The 22,308-nt window shown below is 73.0% G+C and carries 17 protein-coding genes and 2 pseudogenes; 2 read left to right on the top strand and 17 right to left on the bottom strand.

What is annotated here, in order from left to right:
• Window positions 1-190 precede the first annotated feature (190 nt).
• Window positions 191-385 (top strand): DUF397 domain-containing protein, encoded by a 195-nt coding sequence (locus ABTZ03_RS34860; RefSeq protein WP_350517177.1) that lies wholly within the window; start codon window positions 191-193, stop codon window positions 383-385.
• A 58-nt stretch (window positions 386-443) separates the two neighbouring features.
• Here ABTZ03_RS34860 and ABTZ03_RS34855 read toward each other — a convergent pair whose 3' ends face one another.
• From ABTZ03_RS34855 to pdxH, 17 genes and pseudogenes are all read right to left on the bottom strand, one after another.
• A complete protein-coding gene (locus tag ABTZ03_RS34855) occupies window positions 444-1,403 on the bottom strand; it encodes a ribosome-inactivating family protein (protein WP_350517176.1) in 960 nt (319 codons plus the stop codon).
• A gap of 291 nt (window positions 1,404-1,694) precedes the next feature.
• Entirely contained in the window at window positions 1,695-2,225 is a 531-nt protein-coding gene (locus ABTZ03_RS34850) for a GNAT family N-acetyltransferase (RefSeq protein ID WP_350517175.1), read from the bottom strand.
• Between the two features lie 88 nt (window positions 2,226-2,313).
• The gene (locus tag ABTZ03_RS34845) at window positions 2,314-3,642 is read right to left on the bottom strand and encodes an ALF repeat-containing protein (protein WP_350517174.1); all 1,329 of its coding nucleotides are present in this window, start codon (window positions 3,640-3,642) and stop codon (window positions 2,314-2,316) included.
• A 136-nt stretch (window positions 3,643-3,778) separates the two neighbouring features.
• Window positions 3,779-4,879 carry a serine hydrolase domain-containing protein gene (locus ABTZ03_RS34840; protein ID WP_350517173.1) on the bottom strand — a complete coding sequence of 367 codons (1,101 nt, stop codon included), beginning with the start codon at window positions 4,877-4,879 and terminating at the stop codon, window positions 3,779-3,781.
• A 45-nt stretch (window positions 4,880-4,924) separates the two neighbouring features.
• A complete protein-coding gene (locus ABTZ03_RS34835; protein WP_350517172.1) occupies window positions 4,925-5,593 on the bottom strand; it encodes a DUF4097 family beta strand repeat-containing protein in 669 nt (222 codons plus the stop codon).
• A 207-nt stretch (window positions 5,594-5,800) separates the two neighbouring features.
• The gene (locus ABTZ03_RS34830) at window positions 5,801-6,349 is read right to left on the bottom strand and encodes a nuclear transport factor 2 family protein (protein ID WP_350517171.1); all 549 of its coding nucleotides are present in this window, start codon (window positions 6,347-6,349) and stop codon (window positions 5,801-5,803) included.
• A 141-nt stretch (window positions 6,350-6,490) separates the two neighbouring features.
• A pseudogene (locus ABTZ03_RS34825) lies at window positions 6,491-7,171 on the bottom strand (FG-GAP repeat domain-containing protein); the annotation flags it as partial.
• Between the two features lie 182 nt (window positions 7,172-7,353).
• Window positions 7,354-7,587 (bottom strand): annotated as a pseudogene (locus ABTZ03_RS34820) (hypothetical protein); the annotation flags it as partial.
• Between the two features lie 239 nt (window positions 7,588-7,826).
• Window positions 7,827-8,597, bottom strand: a complete 771-nt coding sequence (locus tag ABTZ03_RS34815) for an AAC(3) family N-acetyltransferase (protein ID WP_350517170.1) — start codon at window positions 8,595-8,597, stop codon at window positions 7,827-7,829.
• Window positions 8,598-8,612: 15 nt separating this feature from the next.
• Complete coding sequence (locus tag ABTZ03_RS34810; protein WP_350517187.1) at window positions 8,613-11,081, bottom strand: FxsB family cyclophane-forming radical SAM/SPASM peptide maturase; 2,469 nt, start codon at window positions 11,079-11,081, stop codon at window positions 8,613-8,615.
• 55 nt (window positions 11,082-11,136) lie between these two features.
• Entirely contained in the window at window positions 11,137-11,322 is a 186-nt protein-coding gene (locus tag ABTZ03_RS34805) for an FxSxx-COOH-like cyclophane-containing RiPP peptide (protein WP_350517169.1), read from the bottom strand.
• A 351-nt stretch (window positions 11,323-11,673) separates the two neighbouring features.
• Window positions 11,674-12,753 (bottom strand): aKG-HExxH-type peptide beta-hydroxylase, encoded by a 1,080-nt coding sequence (locus ABTZ03_RS34800; protein WP_350517168.1) that lies wholly within the window; start codon window positions 12,751-12,753, stop codon window positions 11,674-11,676.
• Window positions 12,754-13,010: 257 nt separating this feature from the next.
• Complete coding sequence (locus ABTZ03_RS34795; protein ID WP_350517167.1) at window positions 13,011-14,192, bottom strand: FxsB family cyclophane-forming radical SAM/SPASM peptide maturase; 1,182 nt, start codon at window positions 14,190-14,192, stop codon at window positions 13,011-13,013.
• A gap of 43 nt (window positions 14,193-14,235) precedes the next feature.
• Entirely contained in the window at window positions 14,236-18,249 is a 4,014-nt protein-coding gene (gene fxsT, locus ABTZ03_RS34790) for an FxSxx-COOH system tetratricopeptide repeat protein (protein ID WP_350517166.1), read from the bottom strand.
• Window positions 18,246-19,640, bottom strand: a complete 1,395-nt coding sequence (locus tag ABTZ03_RS34785) for a TIR-like protein FxsC (RefSeq protein WP_350517165.1) — start codon at window positions 19,638-19,640, stop codon at window positions 18,246-18,248. Before ABTZ03_RS34785 ends, fxsT begins: the two co-directional genes overlap by 4 nt.
• A gap of 130 nt (window positions 19,641-19,770) precedes the next feature.
• The gene (gene fxsA / locus ABTZ03_RS34780) at window positions 19,771-19,965 is read right to left on the bottom strand and encodes an FxSxx-COOH cyclophane-containing RiPP peptide (protein WP_350517164.1); all 195 of its coding nucleotides are present in this window, start codon (window positions 19,963-19,965) and stop codon (window positions 19,771-19,773) included.
• Window positions 19,966-20,098: 133 nt separating this feature from the next.
• Window positions 20,099-20,731, bottom strand: coding sequence for a pyridoxamine 5'-phosphate oxidase (gene pdxH, locus ABTZ03_RS34775; RefSeq protein ID WP_350517186.1), 633 nt, complete (start codon window positions 20,729-20,731; stop codon window positions 20,099-20,101).
• Between the two features lie 416 nt (window positions 20,732-21,147).
• On the opposite strand from pdxH, the gene ABTZ03_RS34770 reads away from it, so the two are divergent.
• Entirely contained in the window at window positions 21,148-22,248 is a 1,101-nt protein-coding gene (locus ABTZ03_RS34770; protein WP_350517163.1) for a citrate synthase 2, read from the top strand.
• The last annotated feature ends 60 nt before the right edge of the window (window positions 22,249-22,308 follow it).

The raw sequence follows: 22,308 nt of genomic DNA, 5'->3' as shown, positions 1-22,308 counted from the left end.
GTCCGACGACCCCACCACCATCGTCACCACCACCCGCGCCAAGCTCAACGCCCTGCTCACCGCCGCCAAGGCCGGCGAGTTCGACCACCTCACCGCCTAACCACCTGCGCCCAGCCCGCGGGGCAGTCAACGCTGCCCCGCGGGCCTCTCCGTGATCGCGCCCTAACCCTCACAAGCCGGGAGAGTGAACATGGATCAGCTCAACTGGCAGAAGTCGAGCTTCAGCGGCACCAAAACCAACTGCCTTGAAATCGCTTCTGACGGCGCCCGCGTCTACCTCCGCGAGTCCGACGACCCCACCACCATCGTCACCACCACCCGCGCCAAGCTCAACGCCCTGCTCACCGCCGCCAAGGCCGGCGAGTTCGACCACCTCACCGCCTGACCGCGGCACCGCAGCGGACCGCCCACCGGGGAACCCCGGTGGGCGGTCCGGGCGTCGGTTAGGGAAGCGGAACCGATCCCAGCGTCAGCATCGGGCCGATCGCGGGCGCGGCGACGTTCGAGTTCCCGAGTTCGATGTCGGTGTGGTTCCGGTAGATCCGACCGTCGACGGTGACGGGGGCGCCGGTCCGGCCTGCGGCGTTCAGGCGGAGCAGGACGGAGAGGGTACTCCAGTTGTTCTCCAGTTCGGCCCCGAACGGGCCGAGCGTGGTCTGCAGGCCGTTCGTGTCATAGTCCCCGCCATTGCCGATGGTGTTCGCGATCCGGCGCTGGATCCACGGGAACCGGGCTGCCTCCGAGGTCGCGGCGACCAGCTGGGTGAGCGCCTGGGCGACGCTGTTTCCCTGCGCGTTCCCCGACCGGGGGGACGATTGCATGTCGATGAGCGTGTTCACCTGCGAGCGGAGCGCGGTGAACGGGGTGTTCCGGCGCCAGCTGTCGCTGGAGAACGAGTTGTAGTTCTCGTTCCACGGAAGTTCGGGGAAGGTGATCGGGGTGGGGGTGTTCGGGTACCTGCTCAGCAGCGCGGTCGCCAGGGGCGCGGTGTTGGTGCCCCTGAAGACGAAGCGGCCGTAGGCGTTGATGAAGCCGTCCATGTACAGGTTGTCGGCCCGCAGGAGGATCGACAGTCGGTTCGCACCGTGATCCATCAGACGGACCTCGATGTAGCGGCCGTGCTCGGTGGTGGTGACGCTGTCGGACATTCCGTTGCCGATGGGTTGGCCCGAGACGTTCCGGACGGTGCTGATCATGTCGTTGTAGGCCAGACTTGCCGACCAACTGCACGTGTCCGAGGTCAGGTTGCTGATGTCCCAGTCAACCAACGTCCACAGGCCGGTGGGGAGGGCCTGGGCGGGCTGTGCGGAGAGGCCTTGCGACACGCCGACGGCGGCCACGAGGGCCACGGTGCCGGCGACGATTCGGCGGAGGAGTCGACGTACGGGTGAGAGGACTGCCATGTGTCAGTTGTTCCTGTTGAGCTACCAGTCGGCGGTGGTGGCGCAGCAGGATCCCGAGGCCGGGCGGGCGTGACCACCCGTCGAGCGGAATCCGCTGCCGGTGCGACTGTCGTTGACCGGCGGTCGACCGCTGAAGTCCGGCGCGGGCGACCTCCGTGAGCCGATTGGCTCATTCATGCCAACGGGGAGTCGGGAACGACAGGTTCACGGCAGCTGTTCCGGCATCACGGCGAGCGCAGGAAGTCGACGGGGTCGACTTCCTGCGCGTAGGCAGTGAGCGCCCGGTCCGCCCTAGCGAACCGGCGCCCGCATGCCGAGCCACTGCTCGGCGTCCCAGGCCTCGAAGCGCTCGACCTCCACGAACCCCAACTTCTCGGCCAGCCGCATCGATCCGAGATTGGCGCTCTGGGTGGTGAGCACCACCGGCTCCCCCGGCAGGGCGCCCGCCAACCAGTCGAGCGCCGCCGTGCACGCCTCGGTGGCGTACCCGCGCCCCCACGCCTGCGGCAGGAACAGGTAGCCGAGGTCGGCCTTCCCGTCGGCCGCCGGGCGCTGGTGGCCCGTCGCCCTCCTCAGCAGCACCTGTCCGATCATCGTCCCGTCGAGCTCGACGACGAAGTTCCCGGGCCACCCCTCGGGCTCCTCGGGCACCAGCCGCTCCAGCTCGTCCCGCGCCCGGGCGCCACCGAGGTAGGTGTGCACCTCCGGCGAGGCGTGCAGGTCGATGAACGTCGCCCGGTCCCGGGCCTCGGGCACACGGAGCACGAGCCGCTCGGTCCTGATCGGTTCGGGCGGCCAGACCACACCTTCAAGATCGTCCATGCGTCCACGCTAACAGGCGCACGCCGGACAGGAATTGAAGAATCCCCGGCCACCGATCGAACGGTGCCCGGGGATTCGTCGGAGCAGGTCAGTCCTCGGTGGAGCGGCGGCGGGAGGCGACCACCAGCGCCGCACCTGCGGCCAGGGCGGCGGCCGCGCCGCCGGCCTCCCAGCCGAGACCCTCGCTGCCGGTGGCGGCCAGCTGACCGGCATGACCGGCCGACACCACGGCGCCGGAGGTGTCACCGGCACCGGCACCAGCGGTCACTGCGACGGGCTTGACCCCCTGGCCCGGCTGCGGCTGCGGGTCCGCCTGCGTCTGCCCGGCCGGGTCCGGGGTGCGGTCCGTACCGCCCTTGCGGGCGGCCGCGGCCTCGTCCTCGGCGCGGGCCTTGAACTGTCCCTCCTTGAGGAACTTCTCCAGCTCAGCGGCCGTGCCGTGCCGCAGGACCGCCTTGGCGGCCTCCCTCAGCACCGGTCCGGCATTGTTGATCAGCTGGGAGACCCGCACCTGGTTGTCGACGAAGCGCTGCTCGGCCAACTCGACCTCCAGGAAGTGCCGCACCGCGGCGGCATCCCCGGCGAGCGCCTTCTCCCCGGCCTCCCGCACACCCGGCCCGGACTCCTTGTCCGCCAGGATCCGCGCCACCTCAGCCCGATCCCCATCCTCCGCCCGAGCCTTGAACTGTCCCTCCTTGAGGAACTTCTCCAGCTCAGCGGCCGTGCCGTGCCGCAGGACCGCCTTGGCGGCCTCCCTCAGCACCGGCCCGGCATTGTTGATGACCTGGGAAACCCGCACCCGGTTGTCGATGAACCGCTGCTCGGCCAACTCGACCTCCAGGAAGTGCCGCACCGCAGCAGCATCCCCGGCGAGCGCCTTCTCCCCGGCCTCCCGCACACCCGGCCCGGACTCCTTGTCAGCCAGAATCCGCGCCACCTCAGCCCGGTCCTCATCCTCCGCCCGAGCCTTGAACTGTCCCTCCTTGAGGAACTTCTCCAGCTCAGCGGCCGTGCCGTGCCGCAGAACCGCCTTGGCGGCCTCCCTCAGCACCGGCCCGGCATTGTTGATGACCTGGGAAACCCGCACCCGGTTGTCGACGAACCGCTGCTCGGCCAACTCCTTCTCCAGGAAGTGCCGCACTGCGGCGGCATCCCCGGCGAGCGCCTTCTCCCCGGCCTCCCGTACACCCGGCCCGGACTCCTTGTCAGCCAGAATCCGCGCCACCTCAGCCCGGTCGCGCTTCTCCTGCTCGCTCGTACCATGGTCCCCGGCCTCGTCGGGCTGGTCGGAGGCGGTGTCGGGGCTGGAGAGCCCGGTGGGCCGCGGGCCGCCGGCAGCCGCGGCTGCGGACGGGAAGAGGACGGCGGGGGCCAGCACGGCGGCCGCGATGACGGCGGAGGCCTTGGGCAGCTTCATCGAGCGAAACCTGATTCATGCGAAGAAAATGTGTGAGCGCCCACAGCCTAGATTGCTTTTTACGTTTGTCATACCAACTTTTTGCTGAATCCAGGCCCCAACACATTCCCCCCTCCCCGTTACATCACACTCAACCTCAGAAAACCGCCTTGATCAGCCGGTCCAGCGCCGCCGGAAAGGTCTGCGCCGGATCCGAGTCCGCGTCGCCCGTGGTCAGTCCTGCGGTCAGGATCCGCTCTCCCTCCGGGGTCGCGATCATCAGTGCGCCGTAGCCGCCCGGGGCGCCGCCGTTGTGGTGGACGATGGTGGCGTTCCCGCTCTCCGGGCCCAACTCCTGGACGAACAGGCCCAGTCCGTACCCGAGCGGTCCGTGCGGCGTCCGCATCTGCGCCAGCAGTGCGTCCGGCAGGAGCCGGCCGCCGAGCAGGGCGCCGAAGAACACCTGGAGGTCGCGGGTGGTCGAGATCATGTCCCCGGCGCCGCACAGCAGCGAGAGGTTCTGCCGCGACACGTCCACCACCGTCCACTCCCGGCCGTCCTGGTAGCGGTAGTAGCCGTGGGCGTGCGGGCCGGGCAGCTCGCTCAGGTCGCCCGGGACCAGGGTGTCCCGCAGGCCGAGCGGCTGCAGGACGCGCCGCCGCATCTCCTCGGCGTAGGACCGCCCGCTCAGCGCCTCGACCAGCAGCACGGCCAGCGTGTAGTTGGTGTTGGAGTAGCTCTGGTCCGCCCCCGGCTCGAACCGGGCCGGCCTGGCCAGCGCGAACTCGACCAGCTGGTCCGGCCGGTAGCTGTGGAACCGGTTCTCCACCCACGGCTTGCCGATCGAGGGCAGCCCGGGCACGAACTCCCCGTGCTCGTCGAGCTCGCCGGTGCAGTTGTAGACGCCGCTGGTGTGCTGGAGCAGCATCCGTACGGTGATCCGCCCGTCCAACCCGAACCGGGGCAGGTGCTCGGCAACTGTGGAGTCCAGCCCGATCACGCCGTCGGCCACCAGGTGCAGCACCAGGGCGGCGACGAAGGTCTTCGTCGTGCTGCCGATCCAGAACAGCCCTTCGGTGGACGGCGGTTCGCTTGCGCCGAGCTCGCGCATCCCGGCGCTGCCGGCCCACTCACCGGCCTCCCCGCGCACCCGCAGCTGTATACCGGCGAACCCGGCGGCGATGAACTCCTGTGCGGCCTGCTGGAGTTCGGGACCGCCTTGCTCGAATTCGGGACGGCCCTGCTCGATCACGCTCATCGTCGTTCCTTCTTCCGCGAATGCCGGCGTGGGGTGGCGTGCCGGTCAGAGGCTGCGGGCGGTGATGTCGCCGTGGGCGGTGGTGGCGTGGACGGTCAGGCCGGGGGTGCCGTCGGCGTTGCGCAGCGCGTTCTCGATCCGGCCGTAGCCGGTGCCGGCGTCGAGGGCGGCGGAGACCCCACGGGCCGCGCCGAGGTCGATGCTCCCGTACTCGGTGCGCAGGGTGACGGCGCCCTGGACGGCCTCGGCGATCCGCAGGTCGCCCTTCAGGGTGCGGATCTCGGCGGAGCCGCCGAGCCGGCCGACGGTGACGTCCCCGGCCTGGAGGTCGATCCGGGCGCCGACGGTCTCGTCGAGCTTGACGGTGCCCTGGTCGGCCTTGAGGGTGACGTCGCCGAGCCGGCCGACGCCCCGGAACTCGCCCAGTGCGACCGTGGCCTCCACCCGGGAGCCGGCGGGCAGTTGGACGGTGACCTCGACCGAGCCGGAGTTGCCGATCAGCCGGTTCTCCGCCTCCGGGGTCCGGACCCGCAGCACGCCGTCGGCGTACCCGACCTCGACCCGCTCGGCCGCCTTGACGTCGCGGCTCTTCCCGGCGGCTGCCGGCCGGACCTCGACGACGGTGTCCGCCCGGTCCGAGGCGATGAGCCGGATCAGGCCCGCGGGGATGTCCAGGACGACCGAGACCGGGGTGGGGGTGGCGAACTTCTGCATCGTGCGCTCCTTCGTTTCCGCGTCGCGGACCACTCGGCCCGCCGCTTTCCAGCAACAGAAACGCTACGTTGCGTTCGAAGTCTGGGCAACGCTGAAGTTGCAATAACTCCCAATCTCTGCAGCTCAGAGGCGCCAAATCATTGCAACGATTCTGCCGGGAATGCAACGCGGCCCGCCCCATTCATTGCAATGGAATGAGAGTGAACGCTACTCCCCCCGCAGATCCCGCAGGGTGTCCTCGGCCTTGGGGGTCAGCACGAGCGGCCCCTGCCCGGTCGTCCACACCGCCCGCACGTCCAGACTGCGCAGCCGCCAGCCCTCGGGGGTGCGCACCGCCTCGCCGGTGAAGGTGCCGCCGACGTCGAAGTGGCCGCCGGGCTGCCCGCCCCGAGCCTCCTGCGTCGAGGCGAGGTGCACGTGCGTCATGATCGCGTTCCAGCGCACCCCGGCCCGGTCGCCGTCGAGGTCGATCATGTAGTTGGCGCCGACGTGCTGGGTCCGCTCGAACTTCCCCATGGTGGCCTGCTCCGACGCGGCCAGCCCGTCGATGCCCTGGTGCTGCCCCACCGGCGAGGTGATCCGCACGTCGGGGGTGAAGTAGCGCCGGGCCCACGCGTCGTCGAACCGGCCGCCGCCGAAGGGCTCGGTGTCGAGGCTCATCAGGTACCCGTCGATGAGACCGGTGATGTCGGCCCGGTCGACGAGGATCCGGACCCGCTCCTCCAGAACGGCGAACTCCGCGGTGGTGATGCCCATGACTCTGCTCCCCGGGATCGTTGCACGTGATGCGCGCCTGCTGCGCGTGTGGTGCGCGGCCTGACCGGCCGCGCACCACGGACACTAGAACTTGAAGTCAACTTGAACTCAAGACCCGGGCCACCGACGCCCCGCAACAGCTCACCAGCGCCTCAGCAGCACCGAGACGGTGTCGTCCTGCGCGTTGGTGACCGCCAGGTCCAGCGCCCAGCCGCCGGTGAACCGCCCGGCCACCACCCGGTCCGGCGTGGAGTAGTGGCCGGACCCGGTGGGGTAGAACTCCGGCGCCCGGAAGCCGCCGTCCCCGCGCCCGCGCAGCAGCGCCACCGAGTTGTCACCGGTCGCCAGCGCCAGGTCGTCCCGACCGCGCCCGGTGAAGTCCCCCACCGTCACCGAGACCGGCCCGCTGCCCGCCGGGTAGGCGTGGACCGGGCCGAAGGTGCCGTCCCCGTTGCCCAGCAGCACCTTGGCGGACTGCTCCGCGTCGGCGAGCACCAGGTCCAACCGGCCGTCCCGGCGCAGGTCGCCGACCGCCACCGAGACCGGGACGCCGCCGACCCAGTAGTCCGTCGGGGTGCCCAGCGTGCCGTCCCCGTTGCCGGGGAAGACGGCCACCTCACTGACCCCGTCCAGGGCCACCGCGAGGTCCAGGTGGCCGCTGCCGCCGAAGTCGGCCAACACGATCGAGGCCGGGTTGGAGTTGGCGCCGGTCGGGAAGGTGCGGGCCGGCTGGAAGCTGCCGTCCCCGTTGCCCAGCAGCAGCGAGACGCTGCCGTCCCCGAAGTCGCCGAGGTTCGCCACCGCCAGATCCAGCGTGCCGGTGCCCCGGAAGTCGCCGAGGGCGACCGCGTCCGGATGCGAGCCGGTCGGGAAGGTGCGGGCGACTGGAAGGTGCCGTCCCCGTTGCCGAGCAGCACCGAGACCACGCTGTCGTCCTGGTCAGCGACCACCAGGTCCCGCACCCCGATCCCGCGCAGGTCGCCCACCGCGACCGAGGTCGGGCCCGCCCCGGCCGGGAAGGTCCGCTGCGGGGCGAAGCCGCCGGCGCCGTCGTTCAGCAGGACCGACACCGTCCCGTCCCCGGCGTTCGCCACCACCAGGTCCGTCCGGCCGCCGCCGGTGAAGTCACCGGTCGCCACCCCGCGCGGATTGTGTCCCACCGGGTAGTCGGTCTTCGGCGCGAACACCCCGGGCCGGGCCGCCGCCGCACCGCTCGGCAGAGCCGCAACCGTGCCCATCGCCAACAGTCCGGCCACCACCAGTGCTTGACTGATCATCAGTTTCCGCATGCCGCACCGCTCCCGTCCGGGCGCCGCTCGGCGCCCACTCGGCGCGATGGTCGCCCGACGGGCGGCGCGACGGGGGCAACGACACCCCGGAGTCGCCGGTTCAGCCGGGAGCGCGCCAGGGCTCAGCGCTTGCCGCTCCGGGGATCAGCCCTTGCCGCGCAGGAGATTAGCCCCGGCCGCGCCGGGGATCAGCCCCGGCCGCGCAGGAACCCGTCCGCGAGGTCGACGGCCTCCCGGACCGGCACCAACCGGCACTCCGCCCCCCCGATCCGCCCGACCCCGACCCCCGCGGCCGCGCCCAGCACCCGCTCGCCCAGCCCGGCGAAGTGCAGGTCGTCCAGGTCCGGGGCCCGGAAGCCGACCCAGCCCTCCGGCCCCACGCAGCGGTAGTCCCGCAGCCGCACGTCCGGCTGCCGCAGGTCCGCGAGGTGGAACGGCGTGAACCGGGCCATCTCCACGCCGAGCATCAGCGTCCGGGCGTCCAGCTCGTACAGCTTCCCGAGCGGCGAGTCCGGCCCCAGGTGGGAGGTGAGCGGGTGCCGGGCGGTGATCTCGCCCGCCAGCGGGCCGACCGCCGCCCAGGAGGTCTGCGGGTGCCCGCTGCGCAGGGCGCCCAGCCGGGTGCGGACGGCCTCCGAGAGTGCGCCCATGGTGGGCGAGGCCGGGGTGGTGGCCGGGTCGAACCTCGGCATCCTCGCCCGGTACTCCGCCACCTCCTCGGCCGACATCCCGGCCACCGCGGCCTGGTAGATCCGCGAGGTGGAGGAGTTCTCGGGCGTGGCCGTGTAAGCCGCCAACGTCCCTTCCGGGCCCAGGAGTTCGAGCAGCACGTCGACCACCCCGGCCGCCCCGCCCTCGACCGGCCCGAGCGCCCGCAGCGACGCCTGGACGTGCAACACCATGCCCGCCCGGACACCCAACCGACGGAACCGGTCCGCGAGTACGGCCGCAGAGACCATCTCGAACCCTCCTGTTCAGGCCGTGGCCAGGCGCTCCTGCCGCGCCCGCCCGGCGTCCCGCTCCGCCGCCGCCGGCAGTGGAACGGCCAGCCAGGGGGCGACGCTCTCCCCCATACCCTCCACGAACCGTGCGCCAAGCCCGGTCAGCGCCCCCGACTCCGCCAGCCGCTCGACCGCCTCCGCCGTGTACTGCCGCCAGAGCGCGAACTGCGCCCGCGCCCGGTCCGCCGCCTCCCCCGCCAGACCGTCGTACGCGGCCGTCCGGGTGCCCCAGTACTCGGTCACCGCCAGGTGCGCGTACGTGCCCTGGAGCAGGCCCTCCAGCGGGCGCGGATCGGGCCGCCAGGGCGCGAAGTACAGCCGGTCGTCGGCCCGGTCGTACAGGTCGAACAGGTCCAGCACCGCGCCGAGCTTCACGTGCTGGAACTCGTGCGCCAGCAGCAGCGCCAGCGTCGGCGCCGTCGCGGGCCGGGCGATGGCCACCGCCCCGTACGCCTGCCGCGCGGCCGAACTGACGTCCCGCCCGGTAGGCCCGGGCCGCAACGGCGTGACCGTCCCCAGCCCGGCCCGCAGGCCCTCCGCGTACCGCGGCAGATCCCGTCCGAGCAGCTCCCAGGCCTCCCGCAACGCGCCCGTCCAGGCCAGCAGTTCGGCCTCCGGCAGCCGCCCGGCCACCGGGTGGTCGTGGCTGTCCCGCAGCGGGTCGAGGTCCTCCAGCGCGACCGTCCACCCCCCGGCCAGCCGGACCCGCCGCAACGGCCGGTCCAGCGCCGTGCGCACCGACCCGTCGGAGGCCCGCACCTCGAACCCGTCCGCCCGGCCGGTCACCACCGCCTCGCCGTCCGGGACCTCGACCCACCCCAGCGTCGGCAGGTGCAGCCCGCCGCCCCGGGCCGGCACCTGGACGGCGTCCCCCCGCCCGGCCCGCACCGCCGCCGCGGCCGCCAGCGCCGCCAGCGGGCCCAGCCCCACCGACAGGTCCCCGGCCAGCCGCCGCGCCGCCCACGCCCGCGCGTACGGATGGCCCAGCACCGCGTCCACCTCCGCGGGGGCGGCCACGTCCAGCTCCGACAGCAACTCCCACGCCTCGGCCCGCCCCTGCCCTGAGGCATCCCAGGCGGCGGCCAACATGGCCCGGGTGAGCGCAAGTTGGGCGCGGGACAGCGCGGCGACGGTGTCCGCGCCGCCGTATCCCCGGGCCAGCTCGTCGAGTTGGGCCGACGAGAGCCGCGTCGGGGCGACCGCGGCGACCGGGGCGGACAGCGGTGACCCGCCACCCTGGGCCGGCACCGGGCCCGACCCGGAAGCCGAGGCCGAAGGCGAAGCGGCGGCCGAAGCCGCGCCGCGAGCCGCGCCGGGAGCCGAACCGCCGCTGCCCGCAATGCCGTTGATGAGCGTCATGAGGTCCCCGCAGTAGACGGAGGGATTGTCGAAGGCGTTGTCCGCCCGGTAGCGGTGGGCGTACAGCCCACCCCCGCAGGCCCGGACCACCGGGCAGGCCCGGCAGGTCGCGCTCAGCCCGGCGAGTCCGGACTGCCGGGCGGCGATGCCCGGGTGCCGGGCGAGGTCGTCGATGCTGTGCGCGAAAACGTTCATGCCGGTGACGGGCGCACCGTCGTACGCGGTCTTCAGGCTGTCCGCCTGCTCGAAGGTCCCGTCCGTCTCCAGCACCGCGAGGTCCGAGGGCTCCAGTCCGAGCGACTCGGTGAGGCTGGAGAGCCCGCGCACGGTCCGGTGCACGGACTCGAAGGTGCGCACCGCGAACGGCCGCCGGTCCGTTTCCCACAGCCTGTGGACGGTGAGCAGCCAGTCCGCGTACGGCGTCTGCGCGGCATCACCCGGCAGCCGCTTCGGCGGCTCCTCCCAGGTGGCGTGCGGCAGCAGGAAGTCCACGGCAGGGGGCCTGAGTTCGACCAGCGCACGGTAGACGGCCACCGGGTCGTTCTCGATGTCGATGGTGCACAGCAGCCCGGCGAACAGGTGCCGGTACTCGGGGCGGTTCAGCAGCCCGACGGCCCGCAGCACCTGGGGGTGGCTGCTGCGCCCGTCGGCGAAGCGCCGGTGGCGGTCGTTGGCGGCCTTGTCGCCGTCCAGCGAGATGCCGACCTTGACGCCGACCTCCGCGAACAGCTCGCAGAAGGCCTCGCTGAGCAGGACGCCGTTGGTGTGGATGCGCAGGTCGAGGGCGCAGCCGGGCGGGAGGGCGGCCCGGAGCGCTTCGGCTGCGCGGCGCAACCGGTCCGGGCCGGCGAGCAGGGGTTCTCCCCCGTGCAGGACGACCCGGACGGCGGACAGCCGGTGGGCGATCGCATGCTCGCCGATCCGCTCGGCGGCCTTGGCCAGGATCCCGTCCCCGATGACCTTGGGGCGGGAGCGCCAGCTGCTGTCCGCGTGCTCGTAGACGTAGCAGTGGTCGCAGGCGAGATCGCACCGACTGTGCATCTTGACGACGAATTGCGTCAGGGGCACCGGAATTCGCGTCATCATGGGTGTGGCAGGTTCAGCTCGGCCTGGGTTCCGTTTCGGTCGTCCGGAGCTGTCAGATCGAGGAGTTGAAGGCCGCGACCGGCACGAGGCCGGATTCCGCACCGGGGAGGGCGCGCTGCAGCCGGGCGGCGAGTTCCTCCGCACCCAGGGCGGCGAGCTCGGCGAGGGAGGGGCGTTCCGGCGTCTCCTGAGTGTCAGTGAGGTTGCCGGCCGGCCTGATGCTGGTTACCGGAGTCATATTCGTTTCCTTAGGCGCGGTTAGGACCTGCCGAGTGCGGGTAGGCCACCCGGTTGCGACCAATGTAGTGCCCGCGAGGACTCCGCGCGGCACCTTGCCCCCTCAAGTTGGTCTGCCCAGCCACTCGACGCTGTACCACGGCGCGCGAAAGCCTGAGAATTCACCCGTTCAGCGGTCGCGCACTGAGCCGTTGCGCGCGCCGAAACGCGTTGACCGGAGCGAGCGTTCGACCCGGCCGTCCCCTCCCGCACGGATGCGCGCCGGCCGCGCTCCGACCACGCGCCGGGCGCCCGGGCCCACCGCCCGAACGCCGCCCCGAACCGCGGGCCCGGGCCGTCCGGCCTCCTCGCCTCAACCGCCCAGTGCCCGCCCGGCCCGAACCAGCTCCTCGGTGAACTCCCGTCCGTCGTCGGTGAGTTCGCCGCACTCCAGCAGGGTCTTGGCGGCCGCCAGGGTGTGCGCCCGCCAGCGGGCGAACTCCCGTTCCGCACGCGCCCGTTCACCCACCCCGGCGGCCGCCTCGGCACACCAGAAGGACGCCACGCCCAGGTGCGCGTACGTCCCCTGGAGCAGCGCCCCGGCCGGGCGCGGATCGGGGCGCCAGGGGGCGTGGTAGACCGCCGGGCCGTTGGGCCGGTGCAGCGGCACCAGGTCCAGCAGGGCGCCGAGTTGAACGTGCAGGAACTCGTGCACCAGGGCCAGCGCAAGCAGCACCGGATCGGCGGGCAGCGAGGTCGCCACCGCCCCGTAGGCCCGTCGGGCGGCGGCGCTGACCGCCTCCCCGCCGGGGGCCGGGCGCAGCGGCACCAGCACGGCGACGCAGGCCGCCACCGCCTCCGCGTGCTGCCGGTGACGGCGCACCAGGATCTCCCAAGCTTCCGCCAACCTCCGTTCCCACGCGCACAGTTCACCATCGGAAAGCGGTCCGACCGGGGGACGTCCGTAGTCCACCCGGCGCGGGCCGAGGTGGTCGACCAGCGGCGTCCAGCGCAGCCCGCCGCACTCCAGCTCCAGGACGGGCGAGGGCTCCGCCCGCAGGAACGCGCCCAGCCCGTCCGGCGGCACCTCCTCACCGAGCGACAGCGCCCGCAGCCGGTCCGCCGCCCAGGCGTCCAACTCCGGTCGCAGCAGCACCTCTTCCCAGCGTGACCGGTCGGTCCGTTGGAGCGCGCACACCTGGCCGTACGCCGCCCGGTAGTCCTCGTCCCGCGGCGCCGCCCGGCGCAACGCCAGCAGCAGCAGCGCCCGCTTGCTCAGCTGCCCCGCGCGCAGCAGTCGCACGGCCTCCGGACCGCCGCGCGCACCCGCGATCGCCCGGAAGGTCGCCCGGTCCAACGCGTGCCGCGGCAGCCCGTCGGCGGCCCGCCCGGCCGCCGCGGACCCGCGCGCGCCCGGTACCCCGGCCGCCACCGCCTCGCCCGTACCCGTCACCGATCCGTCCTCTCCTGGATTCTCCTGGATTCCCGTGGCTGGCCGTGGCTGGCCGTGGCTGGCCGTGGCTGGCCGTGGCTGGCCGTGGCTGGCCGAACACCCGATCGCCGACCCGCCGACCGCCTCGCCCGTACCCGTCACCGATCCGTCCGGTCCGCCCGCAGTGTCTCCCCACCCGGCGCCCGCTCAGCCGGTCCGGACCCGTGGATGCCCCGAACGGGTGAGTCCCGACCCGCACGCCCCCCACGGCCCCCTGCCTACCGCCGCCGTCCGGCCCCGGCCAGCTCCGCCACCCCGGCCCGCAGCCGCGCCGCGATGTGCCGGATCAGCCGGTCGATGTCCGCGCAGTACACCGACGGGTGGCCGAACCCCCCGCCGGGCCCGTCCCCCGCCCAGCGGTGGGCGTACAGCCCGCCCCCGCAGACCCGCACCAGCGGACAGGCCGCGCACACCGGCCCGAGCCCGGCCAGGCCGCGCTGGCGCGCCCGGAACGCCGGGTGCGCGGCCGCCTCCGCGAAGCCGTGCCGCCACACGTCCAGCCCCGTCCCGGCGGCCCCCTGGTAGGCCACCTTGAGGCTGTCGGCCTGCTCGATCGTGCCGTCCGCCTCGACCACCACCAGGTCCACCGGCGCCAGCCCGACCGCCTCGCTGGCCGCCCGCCCGCCGAGCAGCAGCACGGACAGCTCCTCGAACAGCCGCACCCCGGTCTCCCGGTACGGCGCGTCGTACCAGCGGTCGAAGGCGGCGATCAGCCACTCCCCGTACGGCGCCGCCTCCCGGTGGGACGGCGGTCCGACCGGCAGTGCGCGCCGCACCCCGGCCGGCTGCTCCCGCCAGGTGGCGTGCGGCAGCAGCAGGTCGAGCCGGGGCGGGGCGAAGTCCAGCAGCGCCTCATAAGTGGCGACCGGGTCGGCCGCCAGGTCGACCACGCACAGCAGTCCCGCGAACAGCTCCCGGTGCGGATCCGAGCCGAGCAGCCGCACCGCCGCCGCGGTCCGCTCCCAGCTGCCCGCGCCGGTGGGCAGCCGCCGGTGCCGGTCGTGGTCGGCCGGGGTGCCGTCCAGCGAGACCGCCACCCCGACCCGGTGCCGGTGCAGCACGTCGAGCAGCGCGGGTTCGTCCAGCAGCCGCAGCCCGTTGGTCTGCAGGCTGAACCGCACCCGCGGCGCGGACCCCGCCAACTCGGCCAGCAGGAAGTCCAGATGGTCCGCTCCGACGAGCAGCGGCTCCCCGCCGTGCAGCACCACCGAGACCTCGTCGAGCCCCTGCGCGGCCACGTGCTCGGCGATCCGCCGGGCGGTGCGACGGACGGTCGCCGGTTCCATCCGCCGCGGCCGGTCGCGCCAACTCTGGTCGGCGCCCTCGTACATGTAGCAGTAGTCGCAGGCCAGGTTGCAGCGGCTGTGGATCTTCAGCAGGAACTGCCGGAACGGCACCATGCGCGAGAACCTAACACCGCCGGACCCGATCGCCGACCGCCCGTCACACGTGCGGAGGCTCCACGTCCGAGTCCAACCGGGTGCCCGCCTTCACCGCCACCGTGGTCGGGTGCTCCTCCCCCAGGGTGATCCGGGCCCGCCGGATGCAGTCGGCCCGCAGCGCGGCGCCCCGTTCGGTCTCGCCGAGCGCCGACAGCGACAGCGACAGGTTGGAGTTGATGCCGATCGAGTCGTAGTGGTCCGGGCCGAGCGCCTCGGTCATCAGCGGCGCCGCCTCCTGTTCCAGGGCGAGCGCGGACCGGAGCTCACCGGCCAGCGCCAGGTCGTTCGCGTGGTTCATCATCGCGATCGGGATGTAGAGGTGGTGCGCGCCGAGGACCGTCCGGAACTGCGCCAGCGTGCGCGCGGACAGCTCCCGCGCCTCGGCGAGCCGGCCGGCCAGCCGCAGGTAGACCGAGAGGTTGTTGGCACCGGCGAGGGTGACCGGGTGGTTCTCGCCGAGGTACTCGCGGTAGCGGGCGAGCGCCCGCTCGGCCAGCGGGATGGCCCGGTCGGTGTCGCCGAGCGCGGTGTAGTCGCTGGCCAGGTTGGTGGCGGCGGCCAGGGTGTCCGGGTGCTCGGGGCCGTTGATGTCCAGGTAGCGCTGGTAGATGTCCTCGTCGATCTCCAGCGCCTCGTGGTAGCGCCCGGCCCGGCGCAGCGCCACGGCGAGGTTCTTGCGCGCGCGAAGGGTGTCGGTGTGGTTGTCGCCGATGGTCTGCTGGTAGATCCGGACGGTCTCCTCCAGCAGGTCCAGCGCCTCCCGCAGCCGGCCGGTCTCGCGCAGGTCGCGGGCGTAGTTGGAGGCGGAGGACAGCGCGTACAGGCTGTGCGCGCCGAGGGCCTCGCGCTGCTGGAGGTAGTTGCTGCGGTGGCGTTCCAGCGCGGCGTAGCGGTCGCCGGCCAGGTAGTCGGAGACGGCCAGGTTGTTGGTGATCATCAGGGTGCGCGGGTGGTCCGGCCCGAGGGTGCGCCGGGCCGCGTCCAGGGTCCTGCGGTCGAGCGCCCGGGCCTCGTCGTAGCGGCCGAGGAAACGCAGGTCGGCGCCGAGGCTGTTGGCGACGGCGAGGGTGTGCGAATGCTCCGGGCCCAGGGTGGCGGTGAACCGGTCCAGGATGTCCCGGTCCATCTCGTACGCCTCCTGGAGGGCGCCCTGGGAGCGGCGGATGTTGCTCAGCTGGGTGCGCAGCATCAGCGTCTGGGCGTCGTTGTCGACGTCGAAGTCGGGTCCGCCGAAGCCGTCCTCGCGCCAGTGCTCCAGGGTCCGCTCGGCCAGTTCCCGGCCGGACTCGTGCAGGCTGCGCTTCCACTGGTAGCGCACCGAGTCGATGATCCACTGCCGGACGTCCTCGTCGGCGCTGTCGACCGCGCCGGACGGCCAGAGGTGGGGCAGGAGTTCGGCGTACTCGGACCAGTTGGCCGGGATGTCGGGGTCGCCGGGGTTGGCGGTGGCCAGCGCCGCGTGCACGACGCCGCGCAGTTCGTCCTGCCGCTCCTCCTCGACCTGGTCCCGGAGCACGGCCTGGACCAGCCGGTGCACGGTGATGGTCTCGCTGCCCTGGTCGGTGCGGGCCAGCCCGAACCGGTTGATGGCGCGCAGGAACTCGCCGATCGCCAGCTTGTCGCGCGGCGCGCGCGGGGGCAGCCGCAGGGCCCGGGTGACGGCCCGGCTGTAGAGCAGCTTCATCGGGATGGCGTCCGGGCCGAAGAAGGCGCAGATCTCCAGGATCTGGGCGGCCGGGGCGTTCATCCGGCGCAGTTCCTCGACCGAGATGCGCCAGGTGGCGGCGGCGGAGTGCGGGTACTCGGCGGGGCGCAGCCGGGTGCGCTCCAGCATCTCGGTGAGCTCCCCGTCGAGCAGTTCGAGGTAGGTGGCGATCGGCATCGACGTCTCCTGCAGCCAGACGGCGGCCTGGCCGACGGCGAGCGGGAGGTCGCCGAGCCGGTAGGCGACCTGGTCGGCGTCCTCCGCGGAGAGGCCGCCGTTGAAGCGGCGCAGCAGTCGCACGGACTCCTCCCGCAGGAAGACGTCGACCTCGACCAGGCCGGCGTGCCGGGCCCAGCCCTGGTTGCGGGAGGTGATCAGCACGTGCCCGCCGGAGGAGCCGCCGGGCTGCCAGGGGGCGAGCTCCTCGGGGGTGCCGGCGTTGTCGAAGACCAGCAGCCAGCGGCGGTACGGGTGGCCGCGGCGCAGCGCGTCCAGCACGGCCGCGGCGGTGTGGGCGACGTCGTCGCTGGTCGGCACGCCGAGCCGGGGGGCGAGTTCGGCGAGCTTCTGCGGGATGTTGGCGGGCTCCTCGGCGGGCACCCACCAGATCACGTCGTAGGCGGACTTGAAGCGGTGCGCGTACTCGGCGGCGATCTGGGACTTGCCGGCTCCGCCGAAGCCGTACAGGACCTGGCTGAGCACGGCGGTGGGGCCGCCGGTGAAGCGGTTGCGGAGCAGTTCCAGCAGCTTGCCGCGGCCGATGAAGGCGGCGTTGCGCGAGGGCGCGTCCTGGACCTGCGGGGCGGTGCCGGGGAACCGCGCCGGGGCGATGAACTCGCCGCTGTCGGTGTCGAACTGGCGGTTGCTGCCGGGCGGCGGGCCGAGTTCGCCGTAGAGCTGGGCCTCGGCTCCGGTGGCGGAGGCGCGGATCAGGTCGGGCACCGCCTGGCCGATGAACGGCCGGGGCACCGGCTCGTCCGAGTCCTGCAGCCGCAGGGCGACCAACGCCGAGGAGCCGGAGGGGAGTTCGCGGCCCTGGAGGAGCTGCCAGACCTCGCCGGCCCGGGGCAGCGCGGTGTACTCGGGCGAGAGCAGCGCGAGCACCCGGCCCTGGCCTTCGAGCGGTCCGGCCACCTCCGGCGGCCGCTGGCCGCCGTGCGGCTCGGCGGCGTTGTGCAGCGAGGACTGGTAGCCGAAGCGGGTGAGGGTGGCGGCCGCCCACTCGGCCCACATCCGGTCCTCGGGCGCGTAGCTGACGAAGACCTGGCGGGGCACCGCCCGGGCCGAGCGCAGGTAGGCGCCGTACAGCCGGCGGCGGGCCTCGGAGCCGAGCGGGCGCAGCGAGCGGACCCGCCCGTCGGTGATCCACTCGGCCAGCCGCTCGAAGGCGTTGAGCAGGCTGCGGGCCTCCTGCGGGCGGTCGGCGACGGTGGCGGGCACCTCCTCGTAGGCGTAGAAGGGCTTGTACGGCACCTCGACGTCGGCCCAGTAGGCGGCCCGGCGGTCGCCGGGCAGCCAGCGGCCGAGGTAGGGGGCGAAGGCGTCGCGGGCGAAGTCCCGTCCGGCCTCCAGGCGTTCCTGTTCGGCGTCCTCGACCCGCATCGGCACCGGCAGGACCCGGATGGCCCGTTCCTCGGCCTCGGCGATGGCCTTGGCGGCGTCGACGCCGCCGCGGATGTTCTGGGCGCTGAAGGTGAAGCAGTCGACCACGGTGTCCGGCATCAGCACGGTGCAGATGCCGGAGGTGTCGCTGACGCCGGTACGGCTGTCGATGAGCACGTAGTCGTAGCTGCGGGCCCAGCGTTCGCGCAGCTCGCGCAGGAACTCGCCGCCGCGGATGTCCCGGCCGTGGTAGAAGCTGCGCCAGTTGAAGCTGGTGACGGCGGCCGCGTAGGCGGCGTTCTGCCGCCCGGCGGGCAGGAAGTCGAGCCGTCCGCCGGCCGGCAGGTCGAGGGCGAGGCCGCAGATGTAGCCGTCCAGCCGCCCGGGTTCGTCCAGCCAGGCGGCCGGGGGCCGTCCGGTGGGCCCGGCGGCGGAGGGCAGTGCCTGTTTGACGTAGGAGCGCAGCATGTCGATCAGGCCGTCGGTGGAGTGCAGTTCGGGGTCGACCAGCAGCGGGTGGTAGTAGCGGTGCAGGCCCGGCGCCTCCAGGTCCCAGTCGACCACCAGGACGCGCAGGCCCCGACTGGCCAGGATCCAGCCGACGTTGGCGAGCGCCATGGTGCGGCCGGTGCCGCCCTTGAACGAGTAGAACGTGACGACCGAACCCGGTCCGCCGCGCCCCGGCTCCGTCACGGGCTCAGTGCTCATCGTCCGTCTCCCCTCAGCGGGACAGAGCCGTCGTGGCTGCCCGGGCGCTGGCCGGGCAGGTCCTTCGCCGTCGGTTCCGGATCGCGGTGCGCGGACGGGCTCCGCGGCGGACCGGAGGGGCTGGGCGGGCCGGCCGGGATGGCCAGACCGGGCATGTCCCGGCCGCCTCCCGGGCCGAAGCCGAAGGCGTCGCCGCCATCGTCCCCCCAATCCAAGTTGTCGTCCATGAGCTTGTTCTGAGCAACCGTCACCATGATGGCGAGATCACTGTCGAAGCTCTCCTGGCTCACTTTCACCCGGAACAAGTGCTCCGGGTCGCGCCGACGCAACCAGTTGCGGCGGAACACGCCCCGCACGCCGACCCACGGCGCTTCGCGCTCCCCGTCCGGGTCGCCGCCGCCGATCGGCACCATCACACCGGTGACCGGGTGGTTCTGGTCGTCGTACTCGCGCAGCGCGTCCCGGTAGCGCTCATGCCCGGCCGCCCACGGGTCCACCAGCAGGACGCTGACCTGGCTGTCCTCCCGGGCCTGGTCGAGCTTCTCGCCGAGCCCGGCGCCGATCTCCTCCAGCGTGGTGGTGTGCCCGGCGTTGGTGATCACCCGCTGGGCGCGGGAGGCCAGCGAGGGCTGGGCCGGCGGGTAGAACGGCGCCCAGTGCCAGGGCTTGGCGCCGTACCAGCCGCCCGCGTACGAGCCGCCCTCGGCGGCCGCCTCGGCGGCCCGGCCGGCCGCGATGAACAGCCGCACCATGCCGGGCTCGGCGGCGGGTGCCGGCGCGGCCGGCCCGGGGAAGTAGCCGCGGACGGCGTCGAGGTCGAACTCGGGCAGTTCGGCGAGCCGGCGCACCGCCGCGTCCCGGATCCGTCCGGCGACCACCCGGACGACCTGCCGGTAGGCGTCCTGCTGGGCGGTGCGCAGCAGGGCGCGCAGGCCGTGCCGGGCGTAGGCGTCGCCCATGTCCGGCTGGGCCCACTGGATCCTGGTGACCTCGGGGACGAGCTCCGCGGGCGCGACCGGCTCCCAGAGCACCGGGATCAGCGCGGCGACCTGTTCCGCGGTCTCCTCGTGGTGGCGCCGGACCCGGCCGCGGAAGGCCGTCCACTCCTTGCCGCAGTACACGCTGGCGAAGTAGGCCGGCGAGTAGAGCGCGACCATGGTCCGGCTGCGGCCGAGCATCTGGGCCAGCTTGTCGGCCCATTCGTCGCCCAGGCGCAGCCGTTCGGTGTCCCGGAAGGCGAGTTCGTCCGCGTGGACGGCCGGCCCGAGGATGCGCCCGAGCTCGTCCCGCAGGTCGTTGAAGAACTGGTCGACGAAGGCGTCCTCCGCCTCGAAGTCCCGACGCGCGTAGCTGAAGAAGAAGTACGGCCGCTGCTGATCCCGCTCACTCACCTGTTTCCCCCGACCCTGACGATGCCGCGACGGCGCTGTTCTCATACCCAGCATGTCGTGAACTGCACCAGGGGGGCGGCGAGTTGGGTAATCCGGCCGGGCCGGATGGTTTAGCCGACGGTCAGCGGGGTCAGCGGAGTTCGAGTGCCGACTGGAAGGCCGCGAGCGGCTCGGCTCCGGGCGTCAGGGCGTCCGCCACGACCCGGCGCAGCAGGTCGCCGAGCACGGTGTCCGGCAGGGCGTCGAGTTCGTCGAGCGGCAGGGCGGTGACGTCGACCAGGTCAGAGCCGAGTCCAGCAGCGGTTTCCGCACCGGTGACGCTCATCAGTCCCTCACTCGATCGTGCCGGCACAGCCGGAAGCCGCCCGGAGAAACATCGACCCAGGCGCGGCGCGCACATTCTACACAAAACGTGACGGTCCGTCAGGTGTGCCGTGGCGTCGCGCCCCGCCCGCCCGTCACGGGCAGAGCCGCTCCACCCGCCACCCCGTCGGGCTCGCCGGGTCGGCGAGGTAGCGGAGCCGGTCGTGCAGCCGGTTCTCGCGCCCCTGCCAGAACTCGACGCGCTCCGGGATCACCCGGTAGCCGCCCCAGAACGGCGGGACGGGCACACCCTCGCCCTCCGGGTAGCGGCGCTCCAGATCGGCGTAGCGCTGTTCGAGGACGGCCCGGCTGTCGACCGGGCTGGACTGCTCGCTGGCCCAGGCGCCGAGTTGGGAGCCGTGCGGGCGGGTGCGGAAGTAGGCGGCGGTCTCGTCCCGGCCGACCTTCTCGACCCGGCCCTCGACGATCACCTGGCGGGCCAGCGCGACCCACGGGAAGAGCAGCCCGGCGTACGGGTTGACGGCGAGCTCGGAGCCCTTGCGGGAGCCGTAGTTGGTGAAGAAGACGAAGCCGCGGAGGTCGTACCCCTTGAGCAGGACTGTGCGCGAGCTGGGCCGGCCCCGGTCGTCGGCGGTGGAGAGCACCATGGCGTTGGGCTCCACCACCCCGGCGTCGTCCGCCTCGTGGAACCAGCGGGCGAACTGGCCGATCGGCTCGGGCGCGAGCCGCTCCTCGGCCAGGCCCTCGTGACGGTACTGCTTGCGCATCACGGCGAGGTCCGGACCGGGTCGGGCCGCGTCGGCCGGGGACCGGGTGGCGGGGCTCAGGGGCGTCGAGTGGGCGCGTTCCGGGGTCTGCACGCCAACATCATCCCGTACGACAAGCAACCGGCACCGCTACCTCCGGACAAACCCCGGCCGGAGATATGGTGACTCGCCACCGCTTGGCCGCCCGCCGTACGGGGAATTGTCCGGAACCGGGCGTTTGGTTCCGGGAGTGCCCGGGGCACGACCGACCCCCGGCGGGAAGTCAACCGGCCCCACCGGAAACATCACCGCGGTGGTGTATGGCGCAATGCACCCCGTGCCTGTCACTCTGGCACCGAGTGCCAACCACGATTCGGTCACTGGAGCGCCGCCCCACCACGGCGGAGCACCGATCGCAGAACTGAAGGAGCCGTCGCATGTCCGATTTCGTACCCGGGCTTGAGGGAGTCGTCGCGTTCGAGAGCGAGATCGCCGAGCCCGACCGGGAAGGCGGCGCCCTGCGGTACCGCGGTGTCGACATCGACGACCTGGTCGGCAACGTCTCCTTCGGCCACGTGTGGGGCCTGCTCGTGGACGGCAAGTTCAACCCCGGCCTGCCGGCCGCCGAGCCCTTCCCGATCCCGGTGCACTCCGGCGACATCCGGGTCGACGTCCAGTCCGCGCTCGCCATGCTCGCCCCGGTCTGGGGCCTCAAGCCGCTGCTCGACATCTCCGCCGAGCAGGCCCGCGACGACCTGGCCCGGGCCGCCGTCATGGCGCTGTCCTACGTCGCCCAGTCCGCCCGCGGCCAGGGCCTGCCGATGGTCCCGCAGAGCGAGATCGACAAGGCCGAGACGGTCGTCGAGCGGTTCATGATCCGCTGGCGCGGCGAGCCGGACCCGAAGCACGTCAAGGCCGTCGACGCCTACTGGACCTCGGCCGCCGAGCACGGCATGAACGCCTCCACCTTCACCGCCCGGGTCATCGCCTCCACCGGCGCCGACGTCGCGGCCGCGCTCTCCGGCGCGGTCGGCGCGATGTCCGGCCCGCTGCACGGCGGCGCCCCCTCGCGCGTGCTCGGCATGATCGAGGAGATCGAGCGCACCGGCGACGCCACCGCCTGGGTCAAGAACGCGCTGGACAAGGGCGAGCGCCTGATGGGCTTCGGCCACCGCGTCTACCGCGCCGAGGACCCGCGCGCCCGGGTGCTGCGCCGCACCGCCAAGGAGCTCGGCGCCCCGCGCTTCGAGGTCGCCGAGGCGCTGGAGAAGGCCGCGCTGGAGGAGCTGCACAACCGCCGCCCCGACCGGGTGCTCGCCACCAACGTCGAGTTCTGGGCCGCGATCATGCTGGACTTCGCCGAGGTCCCCGCGCACATGTTCACCTCGATGTTCACCTGCGCGCGCACGGCGGGCTGGTCGGCGCACATCCTGGAGCAGAAGCGCACCGGTCGCCTCGTGCGCCCCTCCGCGCGCTACACGGGCCCCGGCCCGCGCCGCCCCGAGGAGATCGAGGGCTGGGACGCCATCGCGCACTGAGCGCACCGAGGCCGACGGCCGGAGCCCCCGACACCGCCTCTGACCAGCGGGTCCGGCTCC

It is taken from the genome of Kitasatospora sp. NPDC096077 (assembly GCF_040303245.1).
Lineage (GTDB): Bacteria > Actinomycetota > Actinomycetes > Streptomycetales > Streptomycetaceae > Kitasatospora.
This window is presented reverse-complemented; position numbering and strand designations above follow the sequence as displayed.

Coding starts and splice junctions, on each gene's coding strand:
- ABTZ03_RS34860 (WP_350517177.1), top strand. CDS start 191: ATGGATCAGCTCAACTGGCAGAAGTCGAGCTTCAGCGGCACCAAAACC.
- ABTZ03_RS34850 (WP_350517175.1), bottom strand. CDS start 2,225: ATGGACGATCTTGAAGGTGTGGTCTGGCCGCCCGAACCGATCAGGACC.
- fxsT (WP_350517166.1), bottom strand. CDS start 18,249: ATGAGCACTGAGCCCGTGACGGAGCCGGGGCGCGGCGGACCGGGTTCG.
- ABTZ03_RS34840 (WP_350517173.1), bottom strand. CDS start 4,879: ATGAGCGTGATCGAGCAGGGCCGTCCCGAATTCGAGCAAGGCGGTCCC.
- ABTZ03_RS34835 (WP_350517172.1), bottom strand. CDS start 5,593: ATGCAGAAGTTCGCCACCCCCACCCCGGTCTCGGTCGTCCTGGACATC.
- ABTZ03_RS34805 (WP_350517169.1), bottom strand. CDS start 11,322: ATGACTCCGGTAACCAGCATCAGGCCGGCCGGCAACCTCACTGACACT.
- fxsA (WP_350517164.1), bottom strand. CDS start 19,965: ATGAGCGTCACCGGTGCGGAAACCGCTGCTGGACTCGGCTCTGACCTG.
- ABTZ03_RS34795 (WP_350517167.1), bottom strand. CDS start 14,192: ATGGTGCCGTTCCGGCAGTTCCTGCTGAAGATCCACAGCCGCTGCAAC.
- ABTZ03_RS34855 (WP_350517176.1), bottom strand. CDS start 1,403: ATGGCAGTCCTCTCACCCGTACGTCGACTCCTCCGCCGAATCGTCGCC.
- pdxH (WP_350517186.1), bottom strand. CDS start 20,731: ATGCGCAAGCAGTACCGTCACGAGGGCCTGGCCGAGGAGCGGCTCGCG.
- ABTZ03_RS34815 (WP_350517170.1), bottom strand. CDS start 8,597: ATGGTCTCTGCGGCCGTACTCGCGGACCGGTTCCGTCGGTTGGGTGTC.
- ABTZ03_RS34810 (WP_350517187.1), bottom strand. CDS start 11,081: ATGACGCGAATTCCGGTGCCCCTGACGCAATTCGTCGTCAAGATGCAC.
- ABTZ03_RS34770 (WP_350517163.1), top strand. CDS start 21,148: ATGTCCGATTTCGTACCCGGGCTTGAGGGAGTCGTCGCGTTCGAGAGC.
- ABTZ03_RS34845 (WP_350517174.1), bottom strand. CDS start 3,642: ATGAAGCTGCCCAAGGCCTCCGCCGTCATCGCGGCCGCCGTGCTGGCC.
- ABTZ03_RS34830 (WP_350517171.1), bottom strand. CDS start 6,349: ATGGGCATCACCACCGCGGAGTTCGCCGTTCTGGAGGAGCGGGTCCGG.